This is a genomic window from Bacillus mobilis (genome assembly GCF_001884045.1).
Lineage (GTDB): Bacteria > Bacillota > Bacilli > Bacillales > Bacillaceae_G > Bacillus_A > Bacillus_A mobilis.
Genome location: NZ_MACF01000131.1, coordinates 16,102 through 34,253, shown reverse-complemented (window position 1 = coordinate 34,253; position 18,152 = coordinate 16,102). Strand labels below are relative to the sequence as shown.

Annotated in this window: 20 protein-coding genes and 1 other annotated feature; of the genes, 7 read left to right on the top strand and 13 right to left on the bottom strand. The window is 34.6% G+C overall.

Translation table 11 applies throughout. The annotated features are described in order from the left end of the window. The first annotated feature begins 814 nt into the window (after positions 1 to 814). Complete coding sequence (locus BAQ44_RS25770; protein ID WP_063261757.1) at positions 815 to 1,573, top strand: TrmB family transcriptional regulator; 759 nt, start codon at positions 815 to 817, stop codon at positions 1,571 to 1,573. Between the two features lie 30 nt (positions 1,574 to 1,603). On the opposite strand, the gene BAQ44_RS25765 is transcribed toward BAQ44_RS25770, so the two are convergent. The 4 genes from BAQ44_RS25765 to BAQ44_RS25750 form a co-directional block, all read right to left on the bottom strand. Next, the gene (locus BAQ44_RS25765; RefSeq protein WP_071724528.1) at positions 1,604 to 3,760 is read right to left on the bottom strand and encodes a SpaA isopeptide-forming pilin-related protein; all 2,157 of its coding nucleotides are present in this window, start codon (positions 3,758 to 3,760) and stop codon (positions 1,604 to 1,606) included. A gap of 269 nt (positions 3,761 to 4,029) precedes the next feature. After that, positions 4,030 to 4,200, bottom strand: a complete 171-nt coding sequence (locus tag BAQ44_RS31215) for a hypothetical protein (RefSeq protein ID WP_071724527.1) — start codon at positions 4,198 to 4,200, stop codon at positions 4,030 to 4,032. 79 nt (positions 4,201 to 4,279) lie between these two features. Next, positions 4,280 to 5,464, bottom strand: coding sequence for an MFS transporter (locus BAQ44_RS25755; protein ID WP_116758418.1), 1,185 nt, complete (start codon positions 5,462 to 5,464; stop codon positions 4,280 to 4,282). Between the two features lie 108 nt (positions 5,465 to 5,572). Further along, the gene (locus BAQ44_RS25750; protein ID WP_063261750.1) at positions 5,573 to 6,886 is read right to left on the bottom strand and encodes an APC family permease; all 1,314 of its coding nucleotides are present in this window, start codon (positions 6,884 to 6,886) and stop codon (positions 5,573 to 5,575) included. Between the two features lie 65 nt (positions 6,887 to 6,951). Further along, positions 6,952 to 7,188: a binding site (T-box leader), on the bottom strand. 166 nt (positions 7,189 to 7,354) lie between these two features. Between BAQ44_RS25750 and BAQ44_RS25745 the strand changes: the two genes are divergently transcribed. Then, the gene (locus tag BAQ44_RS25745; RefSeq protein ID WP_071724526.1) at positions 7,355 to 7,582 is read left to right on the top strand and encodes a hypothetical protein; all 228 of its coding nucleotides are present in this window, start codon (positions 7,355 to 7,357) and stop codon (positions 7,580 to 7,582) included. Positions 7,583 to 7,663: 81 nt separating this feature from the next. Here BAQ44_RS25745 and BAQ44_RS25740 read toward each other — a convergent pair whose 3' ends face one another. From BAQ44_RS25740 to BAQ44_RS25730, 3 genes are all read right to left on the bottom strand, one after another. Then, entirely contained in the window at positions 7,664 to 8,626 is a 963-nt protein-coding gene (locus BAQ44_RS25740) for a hypothetical protein (RefSeq protein WP_071724524.1), read from the bottom strand. Between the two features lie 129 nt (positions 8,627 to 8,755). Next, the gene (locus BAQ44_RS25735) at positions 8,756 to 9,538 is read right to left on the bottom strand and encodes a membrane protein insertase YidC (protein WP_061679000.1); all 783 of its coding nucleotides are present in this window, start codon (positions 9,536 to 9,538) and stop codon (positions 8,756 to 8,758) included. A 28-nt stretch (positions 9,539 to 9,566) separates the two neighbouring features. Further along, positions 9,567 to 9,851, bottom strand: a complete 285-nt coding sequence (locus tag BAQ44_RS25730; RefSeq protein WP_061678999.1) for a hypothetical protein — start codon at positions 9,849 to 9,851, stop codon at positions 9,567 to 9,569. 277 nt (positions 9,852 to 10,128) lie between these two features. Here BAQ44_RS25730 and BAQ44_RS25725 point away from each other — a divergent pair, with 277 nt between their 5' ends. Beyond that, positions 10,129 to 11,022 (top strand): YitT family protein, encoded by an 894-nt coding sequence (locus tag BAQ44_RS25725; RefSeq protein ID WP_000530035.1) that lies wholly within the window; start codon positions 10,129 to 10,131, stop codon positions 11,020 to 11,022. Positions 11,023 to 11,120: 98 nt separating this feature from the next. Here the strand turns inward: BAQ44_RS25725 and BAQ44_RS25720 are convergent, their stop codons facing one another. Beyond that, on the bottom strand, positions 11,121 to 11,642 hold the full coding sequence (locus BAQ44_RS25720) for a GNAT family N-acetyltransferase (RefSeq protein WP_071724522.1): 522 nt from the start codon (positions 11,640 to 11,642) through the stop codon (positions 11,121 to 11,123). A gap of 461 nt (positions 11,643 to 12,103) precedes the next feature. On the opposite strand from BAQ44_RS25720, the gene BAQ44_RS25715 reads away from it, so the two are divergent. Next, positions 12,104 to 12,490 (top strand): DUF3938 domain-containing protein, encoded by a 387-nt coding sequence (locus BAQ44_RS25715; protein WP_001077770.1) that lies wholly within the window; start codon positions 12,104 to 12,106, stop codon positions 12,488 to 12,490. A gap of 248 nt (positions 12,491 to 12,738) precedes the next feature. Here the strand turns inward: BAQ44_RS25715 and BAQ44_RS25705 are convergent, their stop codons facing one another. The 4 genes from BAQ44_RS25705 to BAQ44_RS25690 form a co-directional block, all read right to left on the bottom strand. Beyond that, positions 12,739 to 12,879 carry a DUF3985 family protein gene (locus BAQ44_RS25705; RefSeq protein WP_000404783.1) on the bottom strand — a complete coding sequence of 47 codons (141 nt, stop codon included), beginning with the start codon at positions 12,877 to 12,879 and terminating at the stop codon, positions 12,739 to 12,741. Positions 12,880 to 12,975: 96 nt separating this feature from the next. Next, a complete protein-coding gene (locus BAQ44_RS25700) occupies positions 12,976 to 14,058 on the bottom strand; it encodes a site-2 protease family protein (protein ID WP_071724520.1) in 1,083 nt (360 codons plus the stop codon). Positions 14,059 to 14,070: 12 nt separating this feature from the next. Further along, positions 14,071 to 14,778: a DUF3169 family protein gene (locus BAQ44_RS25695; RefSeq protein ID WP_063261758.1), complete on the bottom strand. Its 708-nt coding sequence runs from the start codon at positions 14,776 to 14,778 to the stop codon at positions 14,071 to 14,073. Then, complete coding sequence (locus BAQ44_RS25690) at positions 14,768 to 14,989, bottom strand: helix-turn-helix transcriptional regulator (RefSeq protein WP_000776168.1); 222 nt, start codon at positions 14,987 to 14,989, stop codon at positions 14,768 to 14,770. The genes BAQ44_RS25695 and BAQ44_RS25690 overlap by 11 nt, the downstream gene beginning before the upstream one ends. 164 nt (positions 14,990 to 15,153) lie before the next feature. On the opposite strand from BAQ44_RS25690, the gene BAQ44_RS25685 reads away from it, so the two are divergent. Further along, complete coding sequence (locus tag BAQ44_RS25685) at positions 15,154 to 15,945, top strand: hypothetical protein (RefSeq protein ID WP_071724519.1); 792 nt, start codon at positions 15,154 to 15,156, stop codon at positions 15,943 to 15,945. Between the two features lie 56 nt (positions 15,946 to 16,001). Here BAQ44_RS25685 and BAQ44_RS25680 read toward each other — a convergent pair whose 3' ends face one another. Beyond that, positions 16,002 to 16,616 carry a DedA family protein gene (locus BAQ44_RS25680; protein ID WP_071724514.1) on the bottom strand — a complete coding sequence of 205 codons (615 nt, stop codon included), beginning with the start codon at positions 16,614 to 16,616 and terminating at the stop codon, positions 16,002 to 16,004. A 413-nt stretch (positions 16,617 to 17,029) separates the two neighbouring features. On the opposite strand from BAQ44_RS25680, the gene BAQ44_RS25675 reads away from it, so the two are divergent. Both BAQ44_RS25675 and BAQ44_RS25670 read left to right on the top strand, forming a co-directional pair. Further along, a complete protein-coding gene (locus BAQ44_RS25675; RefSeq protein WP_071724512.1) occupies positions 17,030 to 17,473 on the top strand; it encodes a DUF3978 family protein in 444 nt (147 codons plus the stop codon). Positions 17,474 to 17,503: 30 nt separating this feature from the next. Continuing rightward, complete coding sequence (locus tag BAQ44_RS25670; protein WP_071724509.1) at positions 17,504 to 17,965, top strand: L,D-transpeptidase; 462 nt, start codon at positions 17,504 to 17,506, stop codon at positions 17,963 to 17,965. Positions 17,966 to 18,152 lie beyond the last annotated feature (187 nt).

Here is an 18,152-nt window from a genome sequence, read left to right as displayed (position 1 = left end):
CAGAATGTAACTCTTTTAATGAAAGATTTGTTCTTCTGAATCGTAGCGTGTTCCACCAGCATTCTCCTTAGACTACTCGGGTGCAAACCTGTTAATTCTGATACTTGACTAACTCGTGAAAATTTCATTATTATTCTCACCTCATTGAATCCAACATAGCACGTACGTTCGATATTTTCAATGAAGTTTGATAGATTTAATTAAATGTATCTTGTTCAACTAGGGGCGCAATTCCTTAGCCAGTTCTCTTATGAACTTCTCCTGTTTTCACATGAGCGCAGACTATATGTTTATCTCCTTAGAGATAGAGGATTTTTCCACCACCATAGGCTTGTGATGTACTCTCGTCAGTTATACGAGATAGTCGTTGAACGTTCATCTTATCCATTTTGACTTAGATGATTCGAGGCGGAAGACCCATTGTTCTAGTGTTTAGGATTTAACCTTGCACGATCTGATTGATTTTTTCTGCTTTCGCGACATTCACGCTCGCCATTTCTAGCCACGTTGTAGTTCAATCAGCTTTAGGGATTGCCCGCAGTTAACCCTCACTACTAGCCAATCACTTGACTAGCAGGGCTTACTGATATATTTAATTAACTTTCATTATAATTGGTTAAATAAATCGTAACAGTTAGTTACCCTTCTCGTTGTATTGTAATCATATTAATCACTATATTAAGTATAATGGATAAAATTAAAAAATTGAAATTAATTCTCATCTCAATTTAAGTAGAAAACCTACTACCACTTGTGCAAAAACAAATAGTTCATTATCCTTAAGCTATATAATCTCATTTGTTCGGAGGGAACTATGTTACAAAAATTCGGTTTCTCACAATATGAAAGCCAAGCTTATGAAGTTGTCGTATCAAGTAACGAACCACTAGATGCTACAACGATTGTGAAGCACTCTGGTGTTCCAAAAGCAAAAATATACGAAGTGCTAGCACGCCTGATCGATAAAGGGATGGTAATGGATTCTGTTTCAGAAAAGAAAAAGTTATATACAGCATTACCACTCAAGCTAGCAATTGAAAAATTAACGACTGAATTTCAATCAAATATTAAAGACTTGGAAACGAATATATCCAAAAAATCATTTACAGATGATCGTGTGTGGAGCTTAAAAATGCAATCTTCTATTCGAGTTCAAAGTAAAGAACTCATCGAAGGTGCAAAAAAATCCATTCTTATTTCAGCTTGGAATGATACTCTTTCTGAATACCTTCCTATACTAGAAGAAAAAGCAAAACAAGGCGTCCACATCGAGTCTCTTATAGTTGGAAAAGTAGAAACCAATTTAGAAAACATGCATTTTCTAATTCCAGCTGAAGAACCTAACGCATTAGAGCGCTATTTACTACTCGTCGTTGACGACCGCGAAATTTTATTTGCTGGTGTAGAGCAACAATCATGGCAAGCAATGAAAACAATGTCACAACCTTTCGTGAAGTTCTTCATAGAATTTTTCTATCACGACGTTGCACTTGCAAAGATTACCCAGAAACACCATGATCTCTTTATGCAAGATGAAGAAATTAAGAGTTTGTTGAGGAAATTGAGATACTAAAAAAACGCCTCTATTACAAGGCGTTTTTTTCTACATTTCTTTTCTATTTTTCATCCTTAACACATAAGCACCCGCAATAATAAAACCAATTCCTAAAACGAATAAAGCGGTAAATTCATTGCCGACACCGCCAGTAGCTGGTAAACGCACTTCATTATGAGTATTAGGTTGTGGCATTGGCTTCACATCAGTGGAAGGTTTCACTTCTCCATTCGGTGTTGGCTTATTTGGCTTAGAAGGAAGCGATGCCTTTTCTTCTTTCTTATTTTTCACAATATGTTTAATAATTTCTCCATCCTCTTTTATTTCAAATGCAAATGTCTCTTCATTTATTACATATCCATTTGGTGCTATTGTTTCTTTATACGTGTACTTTCCGTATGGTAATTTGAATTTCGCTATACCTTGCTCATTTGTTTTTCCTTTTACTACTTCTTTTCCTTGTTCGTTGTAGATAGTAAATTCTGCATTTGGCAGTTTCGTATTCCCATCCGCTATATCTACTTTCGTTATTTCTAACTCACCTTCTACCTTCTTATCTTGAACGATATGTTTAATAATTTCTCCATTCTCTTTTATTTCAAATGAGAACGTCTCTTCATTTATTACATAGCCATTCGGCGCTATTGTTTCTTTATACGTGTACTTTCCGTATGGTAGTTTAAATTTCGCTACACCTTTTTCATCTGTTTTCCCTTTTACTACTTCTTTCCCTTGTTCGTTGTAGATTGTAAATTCTGCGTTCGGCAGTTTCACATTCCCATCCGCTACATCTACTTTCGTTATTTCTAACTCACCTTCTACCTTCTTATCTTGAACGATATGCTTAATAATTTCTCCATTCTCTTTTATTTCAAATGCAAATGTCTCTTCATTTATTACATAGCCATTCGGTGCTATTGTTTCTTTATACGTGTACTTTCCGTATGGTAGTTTAAATTTCGCTACACCTTTTTCATCCGTTTTCCCTTTTACTACTTCTTTCCCTTGTTCGTTGTAGATTGTAAACTCTGCATTTGGCAGTTTCGTATTTCCATCCGCTATATCTACTTTCGTTATTTCTAATTCACCTTTTATATTTTCATTTTTCCACTCTAATAGAGCAGTTTCACCAGTTTTCACTTCAATTTTTTTAACACTTCCGTCTACCACATATCCAGCTGGCGCTTGAATTTCTTTGACGCTATATATACCGATTGAAAGATTCCCTAGCTCCGCAATCCCTTTATCATTAGTAGTAACATTTTGTTTAAAGTTTTCATTAGAAACTTCAAACACAGCCCCTTTTAATAATTCCTTTTTTTCTCCTAATTTCATAATCTTTAAAGAGCCTACTGATTCCCAATTTACAACTAAATCTGTACTGATTTTCTCACTATTTCTTTGTAACAATACTGTTGTATTTTGAACTTTTTCCGAGCCTTTAAAAGCTATTGCTTGTAAATTTGTTAAAGTAGACTTCACTTTCATTTTAAAATTACCACTACTCGTATCTTTCGGGATTAAAATCTTGAATTTTCCATTAATTGATAATGTACTTTTCTCTTCTCCATTTTCATTTACAATTCGAACCCCTTTAGGAGCGTTTTCAGGAAGAATTGTATAAGAGCCAGAAACCGCATTTGTTTGCACTGCATAAAATCCTGTTTCTAAATAATCACCTTTTTGTGTAGCAGTTTGTGGATCTACAGGATTAACTTTAAAAAATAAATCTTGTGATCCAGTTTCTTTTTTTGAAGCCTCTACTAAACGCTTCATAAGATTATGTACTCGTTCATTTTTTGCAACTAAATCTTCTACTGTTAATTCATTTGCTGCAATCCATACCGCTAATTGTGTAGCATAATGCGCTTCTTCTACTGTCGCTACCCCTAATTCAGATGGGCTTTTTTGAGGATATCCATTTAATAAAACACGATATACGTCATCAGATGTTTTCCCCATTTCAGGCAAATCATCTCCATTTGGAGAACGCAAATCAGGCGTTAAACAATACGCAATACTACCCGAAGCCGTTTTAATTATTTCTGTTTTTATTTCACGATGTTTCGAATTACTATAACTCCAATCCATTTTATATGTTTCTCTGTTCATTACTTCTGCCTTTACTTGCGGCATTGCAATTCCTAATAAAATAATAAGAGCACTTAAAAAACTAAACCATTTCCCTACCATCTTTCGTTTCATTCTCCCCACCACCATATATAAATTTCTACATGAAGCAATCTTACTGTTTCATTGTACTTATAGTGAAAAAAAGAGAATAGGTGGTTTTTTTGTATTATCTTGTCGAATTGTTGAGAAAGTTTCAAAGCAATAAGCAACATTACAATTGTTTGTTCTCATGCTGCTATTGACAAATGAATGTTACATATTTAAAATTTTTAAAAATAATAAAAAGGCACTTTATAAGTGCCTTTTTTACTTACCAGAAACAAATTTCAAACGAATACATGTTATTTATCTTTTTCTTTTATCTCTGTCAACAGCTCAATAATTTTCTCATTTTGCTCCACTTGTTTCTCTGAATTTTGATAGATGAAACGTACCCATCTAAGTGCAAGAATAATAAGGAACAACGGAAGCATTGAAATTAGTAAGCCAAAAATCGAAAAATTCGTATACATATACATCACCTCGCTATATACAACGTTCTCCATACACCTACTAAAACCTGCAATTTTTTACAAATAAAAAAAGAACCTATCAAACGATAGATTCTTCTTTTGCAAACTGAGTAGAACGTCCTCTCGTAATTGAGAAGATTGCACAAAGCAGCGCTAATATAATAAAGCCGCCGCCTACCCAAGCATTATATATAACAGATGATTTTTCAATAACAACTCCGCCTACTGTTGAACCAAGTGCAATTCCTAAGTGAAGCGCAGAGTTATTTAAACTTTGCTGAATGCCAGCCGATTCTGGTGCAATTTCAATTAAATAATTTTGTTGTGCTGGCGAAATAGCCCAGCTCAGCATACTCCAAATCCCCATCATAATAATGAACAGTGGGAATGAGAATGTCATCATCGGCAATATGAAGATTGCACACGCAAATACGATAATAATGGAGATAATACTTTTCTTCGATCCCCATTTATCAGCAAGCAAGCCCCCAAGGCCGCCTCCAAGTACCGCTGCGATTCCGAAAATGAAGTAAAATACACTAATCCAATTCGCTTCCACATGCATCACATCTTTTAAGAAAGGTGTTAAATATGCATATAGTGTTAAATGACCTGTTAAAAATAAAAATGATGTTAACTGTGCACTTACGATTTTCTTATCTTTTAACGTAGCAATTTGCTCTCTTATTGATAATACCGATGTCGGTGGTACTTTCGTTAAGAATAATGAAATACAAGCGATTGCTATAACTGTTAATACCGAAATTAAGACAAATGGTGCACGCCATCCGTATGCATTTCCTAGTACAAGACCAAGTGGTACTCCAAGTACAAGCGATCCACTAATCCCCATGAAAATGATTCCGATTGCACGCGCACGAAAATGCGGTTCTACAACGCTAGAAGCAAGTGTTACAGATAACGCAATAATTAATGAACCACTCGCCGCACAAACAACCCTCGAGAACATTAACATCCCGTAATTCAAACTAAATGCCGAAATAATATTTCCGATTAAGAAAATTGATAATGCCCCAATGTATAATCTTTTTCTTTCAAACTTTCCAGTTACCGCTAATAAAACTGGACCTGATAAAGCAAATACTACTGAAAATATTGTTATAAGCTGACCAGCTGCACTAATAGATACTCCTAAATCATTGGCAACTAAATCGAGCGTTCCTCCTATAATTAGCTCAACCGTTCCGACTACGAAAGCCGCGATAGCTAAAATATACACACGAAAATTCAAGTCTTTCCCCACGCTTTCTATTTTGGTTACTACGACTATAGTAACCAAAATAGAAATTGAACACAAGTACAATTTTTTTACAATAAAAAACAGGCGTATGATACGCCTGCCTTCTAATTATTAAACACTAGTTTTATTCTTCTTATTTAAATACCAATACACCGGTAGTCCAGTAAAGACAATTCCAATTGATAAGAAACAACTTACCGGATCATTAATAATTGCACTTCCGATTACAAAGAACGAACCTAAAATCGCGACGATTGGTACGATTGGGAATAAAGGTACACTATATGCACGCTCTTTATTCTTATTACGCTTTCTTAAAATGAAGACACCAATAAACGTCATTACGTAGAAAATATAAATAATGAATACGGAAATCTCAGATAGCTTATTCGGATCACTAATAATCATTAAAATAATTCCTAAAATGATTTCAACAGTAATCGCATTTGCTGGTGTTTTAAATCTTGGGCTTTCCTTTGCAATAAACTTAGCAAATGGAAGTTGTCCACGTTCTGCCATCGACATCGGGATACGTGGGAACGTTAAAATTTTTCCATTTAAACAACCAAAAATAGAAATGATAATACCGATACTAATAATTTTCCCGCCATATTCTCCAAGTAGCATGCCCGCAGCTGTCGCTGTTGCATTTTCTCCAAGATCTACAATTTTCGTTGCTGGTAATACATTTAATAATGCCAAGTTAATTAGTACGTAAGCAGCCGTTACAATTAAAATCCCAACTGTCATCGCTTTCGGTAATAACTTTGTTGGATTCTTCATTTCTCCGCCAATCGAAGCAAGTAGAATCCAGCCATCATAAGCAAATAACGTTGCTAAAATCGCCATACCAATACTTTGATTTTCCGATATCGGCACAACTACGTTAAAGATATCGCTATTTCCTTTCCAAAAACCTAACACAACAATTAAAACGATCGGAATCATCTTCCCAATTGTCGTAACCGTTTGGACGATACCTCCATATTTTGTTCCCATACTATTTACAACGCCAAGGAACACAACTGTTCCAATTGCAATTGGTAAATTCCATACTTTATCTAAATAGAAAAAATTAATCATTAAAGAACTAAAGTACAATCCTAATGTTCCAATAATAGCTGGCCCATAAACAATCGTTTGCATCCAGCCTGATAAATATCCCCAAAAACTTCCGTAAATCTCCTCTAAATACGTATACAACCCACCATTTTTCGGGATTTGCGCTCCAATTTCAGCTACTGTTAAACCACTTGCTAGCGTCAACAGACCACCAATTACCCAAGCAAGAATGGCCATATTAGAACTCCCCGAGTAATCTAATACGCTCCCTGGTTTCATAAACACACCAGATCCAATAATCGTTCCTACCACAATAGAAAGTGCTACTGTTAAACCAATTTTGTTCTTCTCATCATGATGCATGCTGCGTATCCTCCTTCCAATCCTAGTGTGATGCAAAAATGAAATAAAAAAACACTCCTCCCTAAAAAAGGGACGAGTGTTGTATTCGTGGTTCCACCCTTGTTTCAATTAGCAAAGTGACACACTTCACCAATTTCTCAAGTCTAAATAACGGTTTTTGCCGGCAAGCAATTACTAGGTATCCGTTCACTGCTGCAGTTCAGAGGTGGTAATCCATTTTTTCGTATTAGGAAGCTCACAGCCAAAGGCTTCCCTCTCTGAGAATCGTAAAAAATCGATCGTGTCCTCATCATCACTTCTTGATGTCGAATTTTGTAGTTATTGTTCATTATATTGAATTGTTAGAAAAAATCAATATATTTTTTTATATAACATACGAAATATTTCTCTTCTTATATTATAACAGAAGTTACGACACTTCTCTAATTCCCTAAAAATGGTATACTCCATATAGGAGGTGCAAGAATAATGATTGCTGTTTTTTGTATTATCGCTACATTTCTTTCGGCTCTATTCGCTATCATGTACAGGCACAAGTATCCTGGTTATAGCATTTTAGCCGTAGCTATTATACCAGCTGCTTCCTTCTACGTATTAGGTACATACCAATATACAGAAGTATTTATCGGTTTTGCAATCTTCTACTGCGTCTTTGGATACATACTAACAATGAAAAAAAATTTATTAAATCATTAAAAGGGACCGATTTCTGTAAGCAGAAATCGGTCCTCTCACGTACCTTTCGGTTGCCCACACGAAAGGTACGACTTCACTCAATTATTTCTCATCTTTTTTCATAAAAAATTTGTGATGTGGAAGATCCACATTCAACGCCTCTAATTGTTTCTTTTCATTGTCTAAAATCGATTTTGCTTTTGTTTTTGTTGCCTCATCTAATCCCGCAAAGATGTCTTCATGTTTCTCTTTCTCTGGAAGTTTCACACCTAGTTTTGTTAATTCTTCTTTAGCTTGCTCATGTGTTAATTTTCCGGACTTTTCTTGTTCAAAAATAGACTTTACTTTTTCCTTCGTTGCTTCATCTAAGTTAGCAAGTATGTCTTTATGCTTACCCTTCTCTGGCATTTTCACGCCTAACTTTGTTAATTCCTCTTGCGCTTGTTCACGTGTTAATTTTCCAGATTTCTCTTGCTCTAAAATTGATTTTGCTTTTTCTTTTGTTGCTTCGTCTAAATTAGCAAGCATATCTCCATGCTTACCCTTTTCCGGGAACTTCACGCCTAGTTTTGTTAACTCTTCTTTTGCTTGGTCACGTGTTAATTTCCCAGATTTCTCTTGCTCTAAAATTGATTTTGCTTTTTCTTTTGTTGCTTCATCTAAGTTAGCAAACATATCCCCATGCTTACCCTTCTCTGGCATTTTCACGCCTAACTTCGTTAATTCCTCTTGCGCTTGTTCACGTGTTAATTTTCCGGATTTCTCTTGCTCTAAAATCGATTTCGCTTTTTCTTTTGTTGCTTCATCTAAGTTAGCAAACATGTCTTTACGTTTTTCTTTCTCTGGAAGTTTTACACCTAGTTCCTCTAACTGTTTCTTTGTATCGTCCATAATCGTTTTTACTTTTTGTTTTGTAGCGTCATCTAAATCTTTTTTCGCCGTTTTTGTAGATTGCTCAGCTGCTGGAGTATTCGTTGCCGCAAATGCTGGTATGCCGGCTCCTCCAATGATTCCGAATGATAAAGCACCTGCAATTGCTAAATACCCAACTGTTTTCTTCTTCATAGGAAATTTCCTCCTTCATATGTCTAAAGCGTGTACACTTTCGTATACAATGCCTATAGTAAAGTCGGTTTCTTAACATTTCCTTAACGACTTAACAAAAAAACACCGCTCTTGATGAGCGGTGTTTCTCTATGCTTTTTGTAATTGTAATTCTTCACGTTCCATTATTCTTCTTAATACAATTGTTTGTGTCATTGTAAATAAGTTACCTGTTATCCAGTACAACACAAGTCCTGACGGCGCCGCAAATCCCATAAATAGAATCATTGCCGGCATCATAATTTGCTGCACCTTCATCATCTGTACTTGTTCTCCAGGTGTAACGTTAGATTGGAAAACTTTCATCTGAATAAATGTCGTTAACGCTGCGATAATCGGTAATATATGATAAGGATCTGCATGTCCTAAGTTCACCCATAAAAATGAAGATGTGCGAATCTCTTCTGTTCGGCTAATCGCATAATACAAAGCAGAAAAAATCGGCATTTGTATAAAAATTGGCCAGCAACCAGCAAGTGGATTCCAACCGCCTGATTTCATTAGTTCTGACATTTCTTTTTGATACTGCTTTTGTTTTTCAAGATCTTTACTTACATCACCGTATTTTTTCTTTAGCTTCTGCAATTCAGGTTGCATTTTTTTCATTTTTGCTTGGCTACGATATTGCGAAATAGCTAATGGAATCATAGCTGAACGAATAACGAGCGTCATAATAATGATAGCAATCCCGAAGCTAGCTCCCGGTATATGATGAGCAACAAATTGAATCATATACGAGATTGGATATACGAAATAATGGTTCCAAATTCCCGTACTATGTGAATCGATTGTGCCTGCATTACTGCAGCCAGATAAAACAAAAACAAGTAATACTGATAAACTAATGAGCGCAGCTCGGTATGATTTTAACATGTTCATTCCTCCAATGTTTCGTAATTATTTAGCGAAACATTGGTGTATACGGACCGACCTCGTCATTCTCTTCACTTGATTCTTGTCTGCGTACAGAACGAATCATTCCATACTTATAAAAAATTGAAAATAGCGGTACATTCCCCGCACTATCTTCACATGTATCAGCTAACGCAAAAGCTCTTTGTCTACCGCTTGATGCTTGCTGACGCACAAAGCGAGAAACATTAGCAAGGAAGAAAACTTCTAATAAACAAAGCGCTGTCGTTACAAACGATATATATAGAATTGCATCCTGCAATAAAAATTCCATCGCTTCACATCCTTAATAAGGTCATTTTAGCACATTGGGCAAATATTCTCTATTTCCTTTTATCGTCAAAAAAAGTATTTTGCATATTTTCTCAAGAAAATAATAATTAAGAAACGTTGTATTCGCTTTCTTTAGTATATTCACACACATCAATGAATAGGCTTGATTTATTAGAAATTTATAAAATTTTTGCATTATAATAAAACTATTGCCAGTTTTTGAAAAAACCTTTATTCTCTTCTTGTAATCAAAAATGAATATGGAGATGAAACATACTATGGGTCAACTAGGAGACGCCGATTACGTTCCCGACACCGCCTTTTTATCCTTCCCAGCAGCTAAAACATTTCACTTAGAATTTATCATACAGTTGGTTGTTATTTTCGTAGCTTCTATTTTGTATGCAATTTCTATGAATATGTTCTTTATCCCGCATAACATGATTAGCGGTGGATTCGCTGGTGTAGGGATGATTATCGGTTATTTAATGCACTACAATATCGGTGCACTTATCTTTTTACTAAACATTCCTCTTCTTATTTTAAGTCACTTTTACTTAGGCAAGAAGACAACCTTTTTAACAGCGTACTTTGTAGCTGTATCATCGTTAGCGATGAACATTATCCCTGTACACCAAGTTTCAGACGATATTTTACTATCTTCTGTATTCGGCGGTGTAATCTGCGGAGCAGCTTCCGGAATCATATTCCGATTTGCTTCTTCAACAGGTGGTTTTGATGTCGTTGGATTGATTGTAGCAAAACATCGAGATATTTCGATTGGAGCAATCATCTTTGGATTCAACTTAATCTTACTTGTTGCAGCAGGATTTATTTTCGGATGGGATATTACACTTTATACGTTAATTAGCCGGTTTGTAGTCAGTAAAGTAATTGATGCCGTGCATACGAAACATATTAAATTAACGATAATGACAGTTACAGAAAAAGGCGAGGAAATAAAAAGCGCACTATTACATCACGGCATACGCGGAGTGACAATGGTAGATGCTGTCGGCGGCTATACAAACCATAAGAAAAAAATGATTTACACTGTCGTGACTCGCTATGAGTTAGGCGAAATGAAACGTATTATCCGTCAAGTGGATAACAAAGCATTCATGAACATTACTGAAACAGTTGAAATTGTCGGCCGTTTCAAACGCATATAAAAAGATTAATACATTAAAGGGCATAACATATAATATGTTATGCCCTTTGTTATTCAACTAACGCACCCTTTAGCATAATAAAATCACGAAGTTTATTACTACAAATCGGAGGATAGCATTCCATATACAAAACTATCTGTCCATTCATTTTTATTCCAAAAATCTTGTATGAAATGGGCTTCCTTTCTCATGCCTATGCGTTCACACAATTTTTTTGAAGCTGTATTACGTGCATCAAGATTAGCTTGTATACGATGTACATTACATTCATTAAATAATTTAAATACCAAACTACTTACTGCTTCTGTTGCCAAACCTCTCCCAGCTACTTCATTTGAAAAACTATAACCAATCTCAACAGTATCTTTCATATTTGTGTACCATACGGATAAATCACCAACTACTTTAGTCTTGTATATAACTGCCAAACTTAATATTGAATCTTTAGTAAGTACATTGTTTGCTAGCTTCTTATTAAATCTCTCCTGCATATCTTCATGAGTCCACTTATTATGTAATAGGAACTTACATGTATCATCATTATTATAGATAGCAAATACATCCTGTAAATCAGTACTCTTAAAAGGTCTAATTATTAATCTTTCTGTTATGATCTCCAAGTTAGCTCTCCCCCCTTACATTCATGTTACAAAACATTTTTATAATATTTAAGCCTCTTTCCTAGATCTCACCTTGATTACATATTTCATCATAATAAATTAAAATCCTTCCCCCACTAAACTGCACCGTTGACGGTATTTCCTTGCGCTTTTTATTTTTTACACTTATTACAAAATCAGATAATTCTATTATTGTGGGCCTAAATGTGTTATAATGAAAGCAGACTCACAAAAAAAGAGTATATAGACTTGGAAGTTTCTCTTATTTTACAAGCAAAAAGAAACGAGCAGTCGGGTATATTTCAAACACCATACACGTAACGGTTTAAAAAACCGATCATCTTAGTTATTCTTCCATGATCTTTTTATAAAAAAAGATACGTACAACTAAAATTCACTTCAATATACTATACCTACCTTTTTGACTTCCAAATCATCTTATTACATAAGGAGATGAACATATGAATCAATATATCAGATATACAATAGCTGTCCTGTTTGCTATTATCGGCGGAACAATCTGCTTCTGGACAAACACTCAGCTTGGAGAGAATATCATTTTTAATGGAATCGAAACACTTGTAAGCGCTTCGATTTTAGGCGGATACATTTTCTTCCTCTTCAACCCAGAAGAAAATGCGCAAAAAACAATGTTATTAACAATGATCGGAATCGTTGGCGGATGTATTTCCTACTCAATGACTAACTATACATTACCACTTCAATTAAGCTCAGCTTTCTTCCACGGTCTATGGACTTGGTTCATTGCATTCTGCCTAGCAGACGTATTCAACCTACTACAAGACAATGAAGAAGAAAACGGTCGCCAAATTGAAAGTAACTCGTAAGCTGGAAGATATTCTTCCAGCTTTTTTATGTTGGTTTGCACACTCCGTCACCACAATAAAAAGAAGTTACCTTCACGGCAACTTCTTTTCCACATACCCCATCCGGTACTTACCAGAATATATCAGCGATTTTTCACATATATCGGCGATTTCTCCACTTATATCAACGATTTTTTTATTATATCGACGATTCGACACGACATATCGACTTACCGACATCCTTCGACATTCAAAGCGTACAGTATACCCTATCCCCCAAGTAATTTACTGCCGAACTCTACGATTAAAAAGATAACTAATAGGATCGCGAGTATCTTTAATGCTACATATGCTACTTTAAAAACAGCATAAATGAGCAAGACTATTAAAATAATCGTTAAAATTTCCATCTAGAATTCCTCCAAGCTTTGCTCTTCTTATCTTATTTTACTCGCCCCAGACTTTTTATGGAACGGCATAAGACGACATAGAAAAAAGAGGATACCTTACCCATCGTAAGATACCCTCTCTTTCAACTGCTCAAACCATTCTCTCTCTAATTGTAAATATCCCAATTCATTCTTTTCAGCATTCTTCAATTCTTTATCAGCTTTCTTCATATACATACGGGAAGCTTTTAGATCATTCTCTACATATTTCACAATTCCTTGTGCGCGATAATACCCATGTAAGTCTATTTTTGTAATGGCCTTCCCATACTCCTTCGCTTCTTGCAGAGAAAGGTTATCCATCTGATAAAGAGCTTTATACAAAAGGTACCAACTATGAAAACTGCCAACGAAAAATTTATTTTCCTTCGTTACAGGTTGTTGAATAATTGGTTCTATATACGATATCGCCCTTTCCATCCCCTTTTGGTCAGCTCGAGCATAAAAAACGAGCATAAGCCCACTCATTATATCTCTTATACTTTTATCCTCTTTTAATTTTTCCTCACTCAGTTCTACTAATCTCTCGTCCCAATTTTTCGGCCTCTTATAACTAAATAGCTCACTTGATACTTGAATGTTATATAAGTGCTGTTTCGCCTTTTCATCACTTTTAATTAAAATGAGGAATTGCATACCATCGCTCATTAGCGTTCCTTTTATCGGCACGATTGTAACTGCAAAAATGATAAAATGGAAAACAGAAAAATATAAAAGATATTGATAATAACTCACCATGTATATGTAACCAAAAGTCATACCAAATAATAAGCTTGTAATTGGTCCGCCTAAAGTCATCCATGCCCATTTTTTTGAAAGGTTCGGTGTTACTCTGGAAGGCGGTATTAACATTGCCACGCCTCCGAAGTACGCCCATAATTTATTTTCACGAATGCGTACTTTCTCCTTCTCTTTTTGAACAGTAATAGGTCCTACTGTCATAAATTTAAATGTCAAACCACCTATTACGCCGAATACGACATGTCCTAACTCATGAATGATTACCACTAACAGAAAAATACCCAATAGTGCCCATATGTTCAACATTACTTCTAATTTTCCAGTTCGGGTCACTCCGTATAAAATGGACAGAATTAGCACCACTGTCAGTGAACCAGCTGGCCTTCTTAAAATATCCAACTTTTTCTCTCCTTAATAAATCATTTTTCTATGCATTTCATACATAAATTTTCCGAGATGCAATATCCAAATCAATGAGATTAAGCCAATTAATACAAAGTCAATATCACTAACCGCTGTATATATAACGGCAGCCCACCATACATATGCCAATACCTTATTCGTAAATTCATACGCTTTATATCCAGCCTCATGCACAATATGTTTTAATCCTTCATCTGCGTTTTTCTTCCACATCTCCATCGATTCGATATACGTAACACCTTGTTCAGGATATAGCTTATTATAACGATTCTTTGTTATGATCCCGATAATCACCACAGTCGTTAAACAGATGATAGAAGCTGCTAAATTCCATACTGCAAATGAAACATTTGTATCCTGCGACAGTGCACGTCTACATGTAATAACTGCATATACAAACCATGCCTGGGTAACTATATCACCTACACGTAAATAGATACTTATAATGCCTAATTTTCTGCCTTGTACGCTCTCTTCTTCATCGCGTGCCTCCGCTAACATACGTGTATTCTTCCAAGTGTAGTACATCATTATCATTCCAAAAATAGTACATACACCTATTAATATATTGGGTGATAATTTTCTCGGTTCATCCGAAAGCATATCTAGAGCTATATACGATGCAAAAAAGCCACCTATCATACTTAATATGATTTTGCAAAAACTAAAAAATTGTTCCCCTAGTTTACTCTTCATCATCCTCTTCCCCCTCCACTAACGTGAATATTTCCTCCACCGGTACATTGAAAATTTGTGCGATTTTTAACGACAATACGATAGATGGTGCATAATCCCCGCGCTCAATTAAACTAATCGTTTGCCGTGATGATCCAATCGCTTTCCCTAAATCCCCTTGTGATAAACGATGCTTTGCCCGCAATTCCCTCACTCGATTTTGAAGCTTCATGTCTTCCCTCTTTTTCATTTATTTAATTAAAATTGTAAATAATATCCTTATTTTTGTCAATTATAATTGTCATTACGACTATAATAATTGACAAAAATAAAGATTTATTATGATGAAAATAACTTATATAATGAATGTGAAATATTAAACAAAGGAGATTCCATATGAAGAAAACATCTACCTTTTCTTACATTCTTACCAAGCTTACAGCAGCTTTCTTGTTATTATTACTTATTAGCACGCTTCTCTTAACAACTAGTCAACAAACATTATATAGTTTCTTAGCTGGATTACGAGAACTACTATATGTTCCCTTCGTTCCTATTCTTGCGGCATATGCAATTTTTTGTTCTATTTGCATCGATAAATTGAAATTAAAAACACATACAAGACTGAAGACATTGTGCCTTTATATTTTTTGCGGCTATTTATTTTCTCTTCCATTCCTAATATTTAAAGAAGCTAGTCTAATACAGTTCTTATTTCTCGGATCAATTGGAGCAATATGTTCTCTTTTTTTCTATTTATGTACAGTTATAGCAACAAAATTTAAGTGGATACAATATGTCGCGCCAGGCATTATGCTTATTATATTTATCACAATCAACTTAATAGATATAGAAAAGTTTGGAACATCAAAAGAACAATGGGTCGAAACAAAAACAGATAACTCTTTCGAAGCATCTTTTCAACATTTTAGTGGTAAACATAAAGTCCCCATTGAACTAAAACGAGGGGACATATTAGAATTCACGATTGAATCACGGGCTGAAAATCCAAATGGCTACATGGGAGATATCAAAATGGCTAGTGAATTTCAAGAGGAAGAAAATTATTTAGCTTCAGTCGGCCCTGATACGTACCATTTCGCAGCAATTAAGACCGGAACTTATTACATTATAGTTAGCGGAAACCAGTTAAAAGGAAAATTAAAAATAAATTGGAACATAAAATAAAAAAGGCAGTGCGTCTGCACTGCCTTCCTAAATTTTGACATAGAATGGATTTCATATTAACTTGCGTTTTGTAAAAATACTCGTTTTAACTGTTTGCGGAAACGAACTCCTAACGTAATTGCTACAATCACAATCACTCCAAAAATGATTTTACCGATGTGACCTTCTAACGCTCCAAAAATATCATGTAAGTTGCCACCTAACCAGTAACCACCGATTAAGAAGAACGATACCCAAAATAGAGCACCTGAGTAAATTGTAATGGCAAAACGACGGAATGGTAAGTTAATAATCCCTGCAAAATACCCTGTAAAATGACGGACACCAGGAATAAAGAAACCGATAAAAATCAGGAAGTATCCATACTTATCAAACCACATTCTTGTTAAGTCGATTTTTTTTTGTGTTAAAAATACGTATTTCCCATACTTTTGAATAAAGGGCATACCTAATTTATTTCCTAAAAAGTATTGAATTGTCATTCCTACACTTGTCCCAATAAAGGATAGGATAATTAAAATTGGTAAACTTAAATCGCCCTTCTGTGCTAAAAACCCCGCATATGCTAATGTTGGCTCTCCCGGAAACGGAAGTGCAATATATTCTAACAGCAAACCAACAAGTACAACATAGTACCCGTACTGCTGAAATAATTCATGAACCCATTCCATGTCATCTCTCCTTCCAATCACGTACAACTTCTTACTATTATTGTATAAAAAAATTGTCGAAATAACTATCACAATAGCTTACATTTTTATTACATTTTTGTAAGGCTCACACTAAAATTTTCTGTTTATTATTTGCAGCTAGCCATTATCGTTTTAAAATGAGCTAACAACTATATATCAGACGAAACAAGGACATTAATATACATTTTCTATCCAGTTTTTAACACTTAAAAATCACCTTATTTTGTTCTCAATAAAAAACCACTACAAACTCATACTAACTTCATATTAGCTTCATATACGTATTGTAAGATTATATCGGAATTTGTTGAAAAATTTAAACACTATATTACCTAAACATTAAATTGAATAAATATAAGTCGTTTTTAAACATGAAAAAAGGGAGAATATGAATGGAAGCTTATAAAATGCATGACTTTATTAATACAAATGTTGAATCTCATCCAAATGAAACGATTTTTAATTTACACATATGCGAAACAAACGAGTTTGACGTAAGTTTAACAAAATCTACAACACTATCTTTTATCGTTTCAAAAAAGAATATTAAAATTGTTACGCGAAAATGGATTAATTCAAATCAAGAAAGCATGATTGGCAAAAGTTACATCATTCCAACGAAAGCTTTCCACTACTTCTTACCAATTATTTCTGAAACTGAAGATGAACTAAATATTCAAGTTCAAAGTTTTGGACTACATGGTGAACTTTTACTAAATGAAAGATTACTTATTGATAAAAACAACAAACAAAATCCAAAGATTACTACCTTCTTTGAAACATTAGATGAAAATGTAAATAAAGTATTACGCGGATTACAAATTCATTGTATGTAAGACTATTACAATAGTAAAAAGGAGAATATAATGAAAAAACTATTATTAAGCGCACTATTATCATTAGGATTTTTAACTATTCCATTCACAAATGCTGAGGCAGCTACAACTAGTGATCAGCTTATCGTGAATACGCAGTTAAATAAAATGGATTATTATCAAAACGGAAAATTTATAAAGAGTTTTACTGTCGCTACTGGAAAAGCAGCCACACCTACACCTAAAGGTACTTTTCAAATCGTTAATAAAATTAAAAACCGTCCTTACTATACAGGAAAAATTAAAGGTGGCGACCCACGTAATCCACTTGGTGATCGTTGGCTAGGATTAAATATGGCTGGAACTTACGGAACAACTTATGCGATTCATGGTACGAACAATAATCAGGCAATCGGCAAATGGACAACACTAGGTTGTATTCGTATGTATAACAATGATATACACTGGTTATTTGAGCGTATTCCCCAGCAGGCTACTGTCACTGTAAAATAACCTAACAACACGATTTACGTGTAGCCAAGAATTTTATGTCTTGGCTTATTTTATTTCTTCATTTACAGTAGCAAAACAACTGTATTTACATATATAATGAGAATAGATTGTGTCAAATGACATTAAAACATTGATAAACATGGATATTAAAATTATACAGTTATAATATTTTATAAATTTTACAATA

Coding starts and splice junctions, on each gene's coding strand:
- BAQ44_RS31215 (WP_071724527.1), bottom strand. CDS start 4,200: ATGTATACGAATTTTTCGATTTTTGGCTTACTAATTTCAATGCTTCCG.
- BAQ44_RS25715 (WP_001077770.1), top strand. CDS start 12,104: ATGAATCAATATATCAGATATACAATAGCTGTCCTGTTTGCTATTATC.
- BAQ44_RS25725 (WP_000530035.1), top strand. CDS start 10,129: ATGGGTCAACTAGGAGACGCCGATTACGTTCCCGACACCGCCTTTTTA.
- BAQ44_RS25705 (WP_000404783.1), bottom strand. CDS start 12,879: ATGGAAATTTTAACGATTATTTTAATAGTCTTGCTCATTTATGCTGTT.
- BAQ44_RS25695 (WP_063261758.1), bottom strand. CDS start 14,778: ATGAAGAGTAAACTAGGGGAACAATTTTTTAGTTTTTGCAAAATCATA.
- BAQ44_RS25770 (WP_063261757.1), top strand. CDS start 815: ATGTTACAAAAATTCGGTTTCTCACAATATGAAAGCCAAGCTTATGAA.
- BAQ44_RS25735 (WP_061679000.1), bottom strand. CDS start 9,538: ATGTTAAAATCATACCGAGCTGCGCTCATTAGTTTATCAGTATTACTT.
- BAQ44_RS25750 (WP_063261750.1), bottom strand. CDS start 6,886: ATGCATCATGATGAGAAGAACAAAATTGGTTTAACAGTAGCACTTTCT.
- BAQ44_RS25765 (WP_071724528.1), bottom strand. CDS start 3,760: ATGAAACGAAAGATGGTAGGGAAATGGTTTAGTTTTTTAAGTGCTCTT.
- BAQ44_RS25745 (WP_071724526.1), top strand. CDS start 7,355: ATGATTGCTGTTTTTTGTATTATCGCTACATTTCTTTCGGCTCTATTC.
- BAQ44_RS25740 (WP_071724524.1), bottom strand. CDS start 8,626: ATGAAGAAGAAAACAGTTGGGTATTTAGCAATTGCAGGTGCTTTATCA.
- BAQ44_RS25675 (WP_071724512.1), top strand. CDS start 17,030: ATGGAAGCTTATAAAATGCATGACTTTATTAATACAAATGTTGAATCT.
- BAQ44_RS25730 (WP_061678999.1), bottom strand. CDS start 9,851: ATGGAATTTTTATTGCAGGATGCAATTCTATATATATCGTTTGTAACG.
- BAQ44_RS25685 (WP_071724519.1), top strand. CDS start 15,154: ATGAAGAAAACATCTACCTTTTCTTACATTCTTACCAAGCTTACAGCA.
- BAQ44_RS25680 (WP_071724514.1), bottom strand. CDS start 16,616: ATGGAATGGGTTCATGAATTATTTCAGCAGTACGGGTACTATGTTGTA.
- BAQ44_RS25670 (WP_071724509.1), top strand. CDS start 17,504: ATGAAAAAACTATTATTAAGCGCACTATTATCATTAGGATTTTTAACT.
- BAQ44_RS25690 (WP_000776168.1), bottom strand. CDS start 14,989: ATGAAGCTTCAAAATCGAGTGAGGGAATTGCGGGCAAAGCATCGTTTA.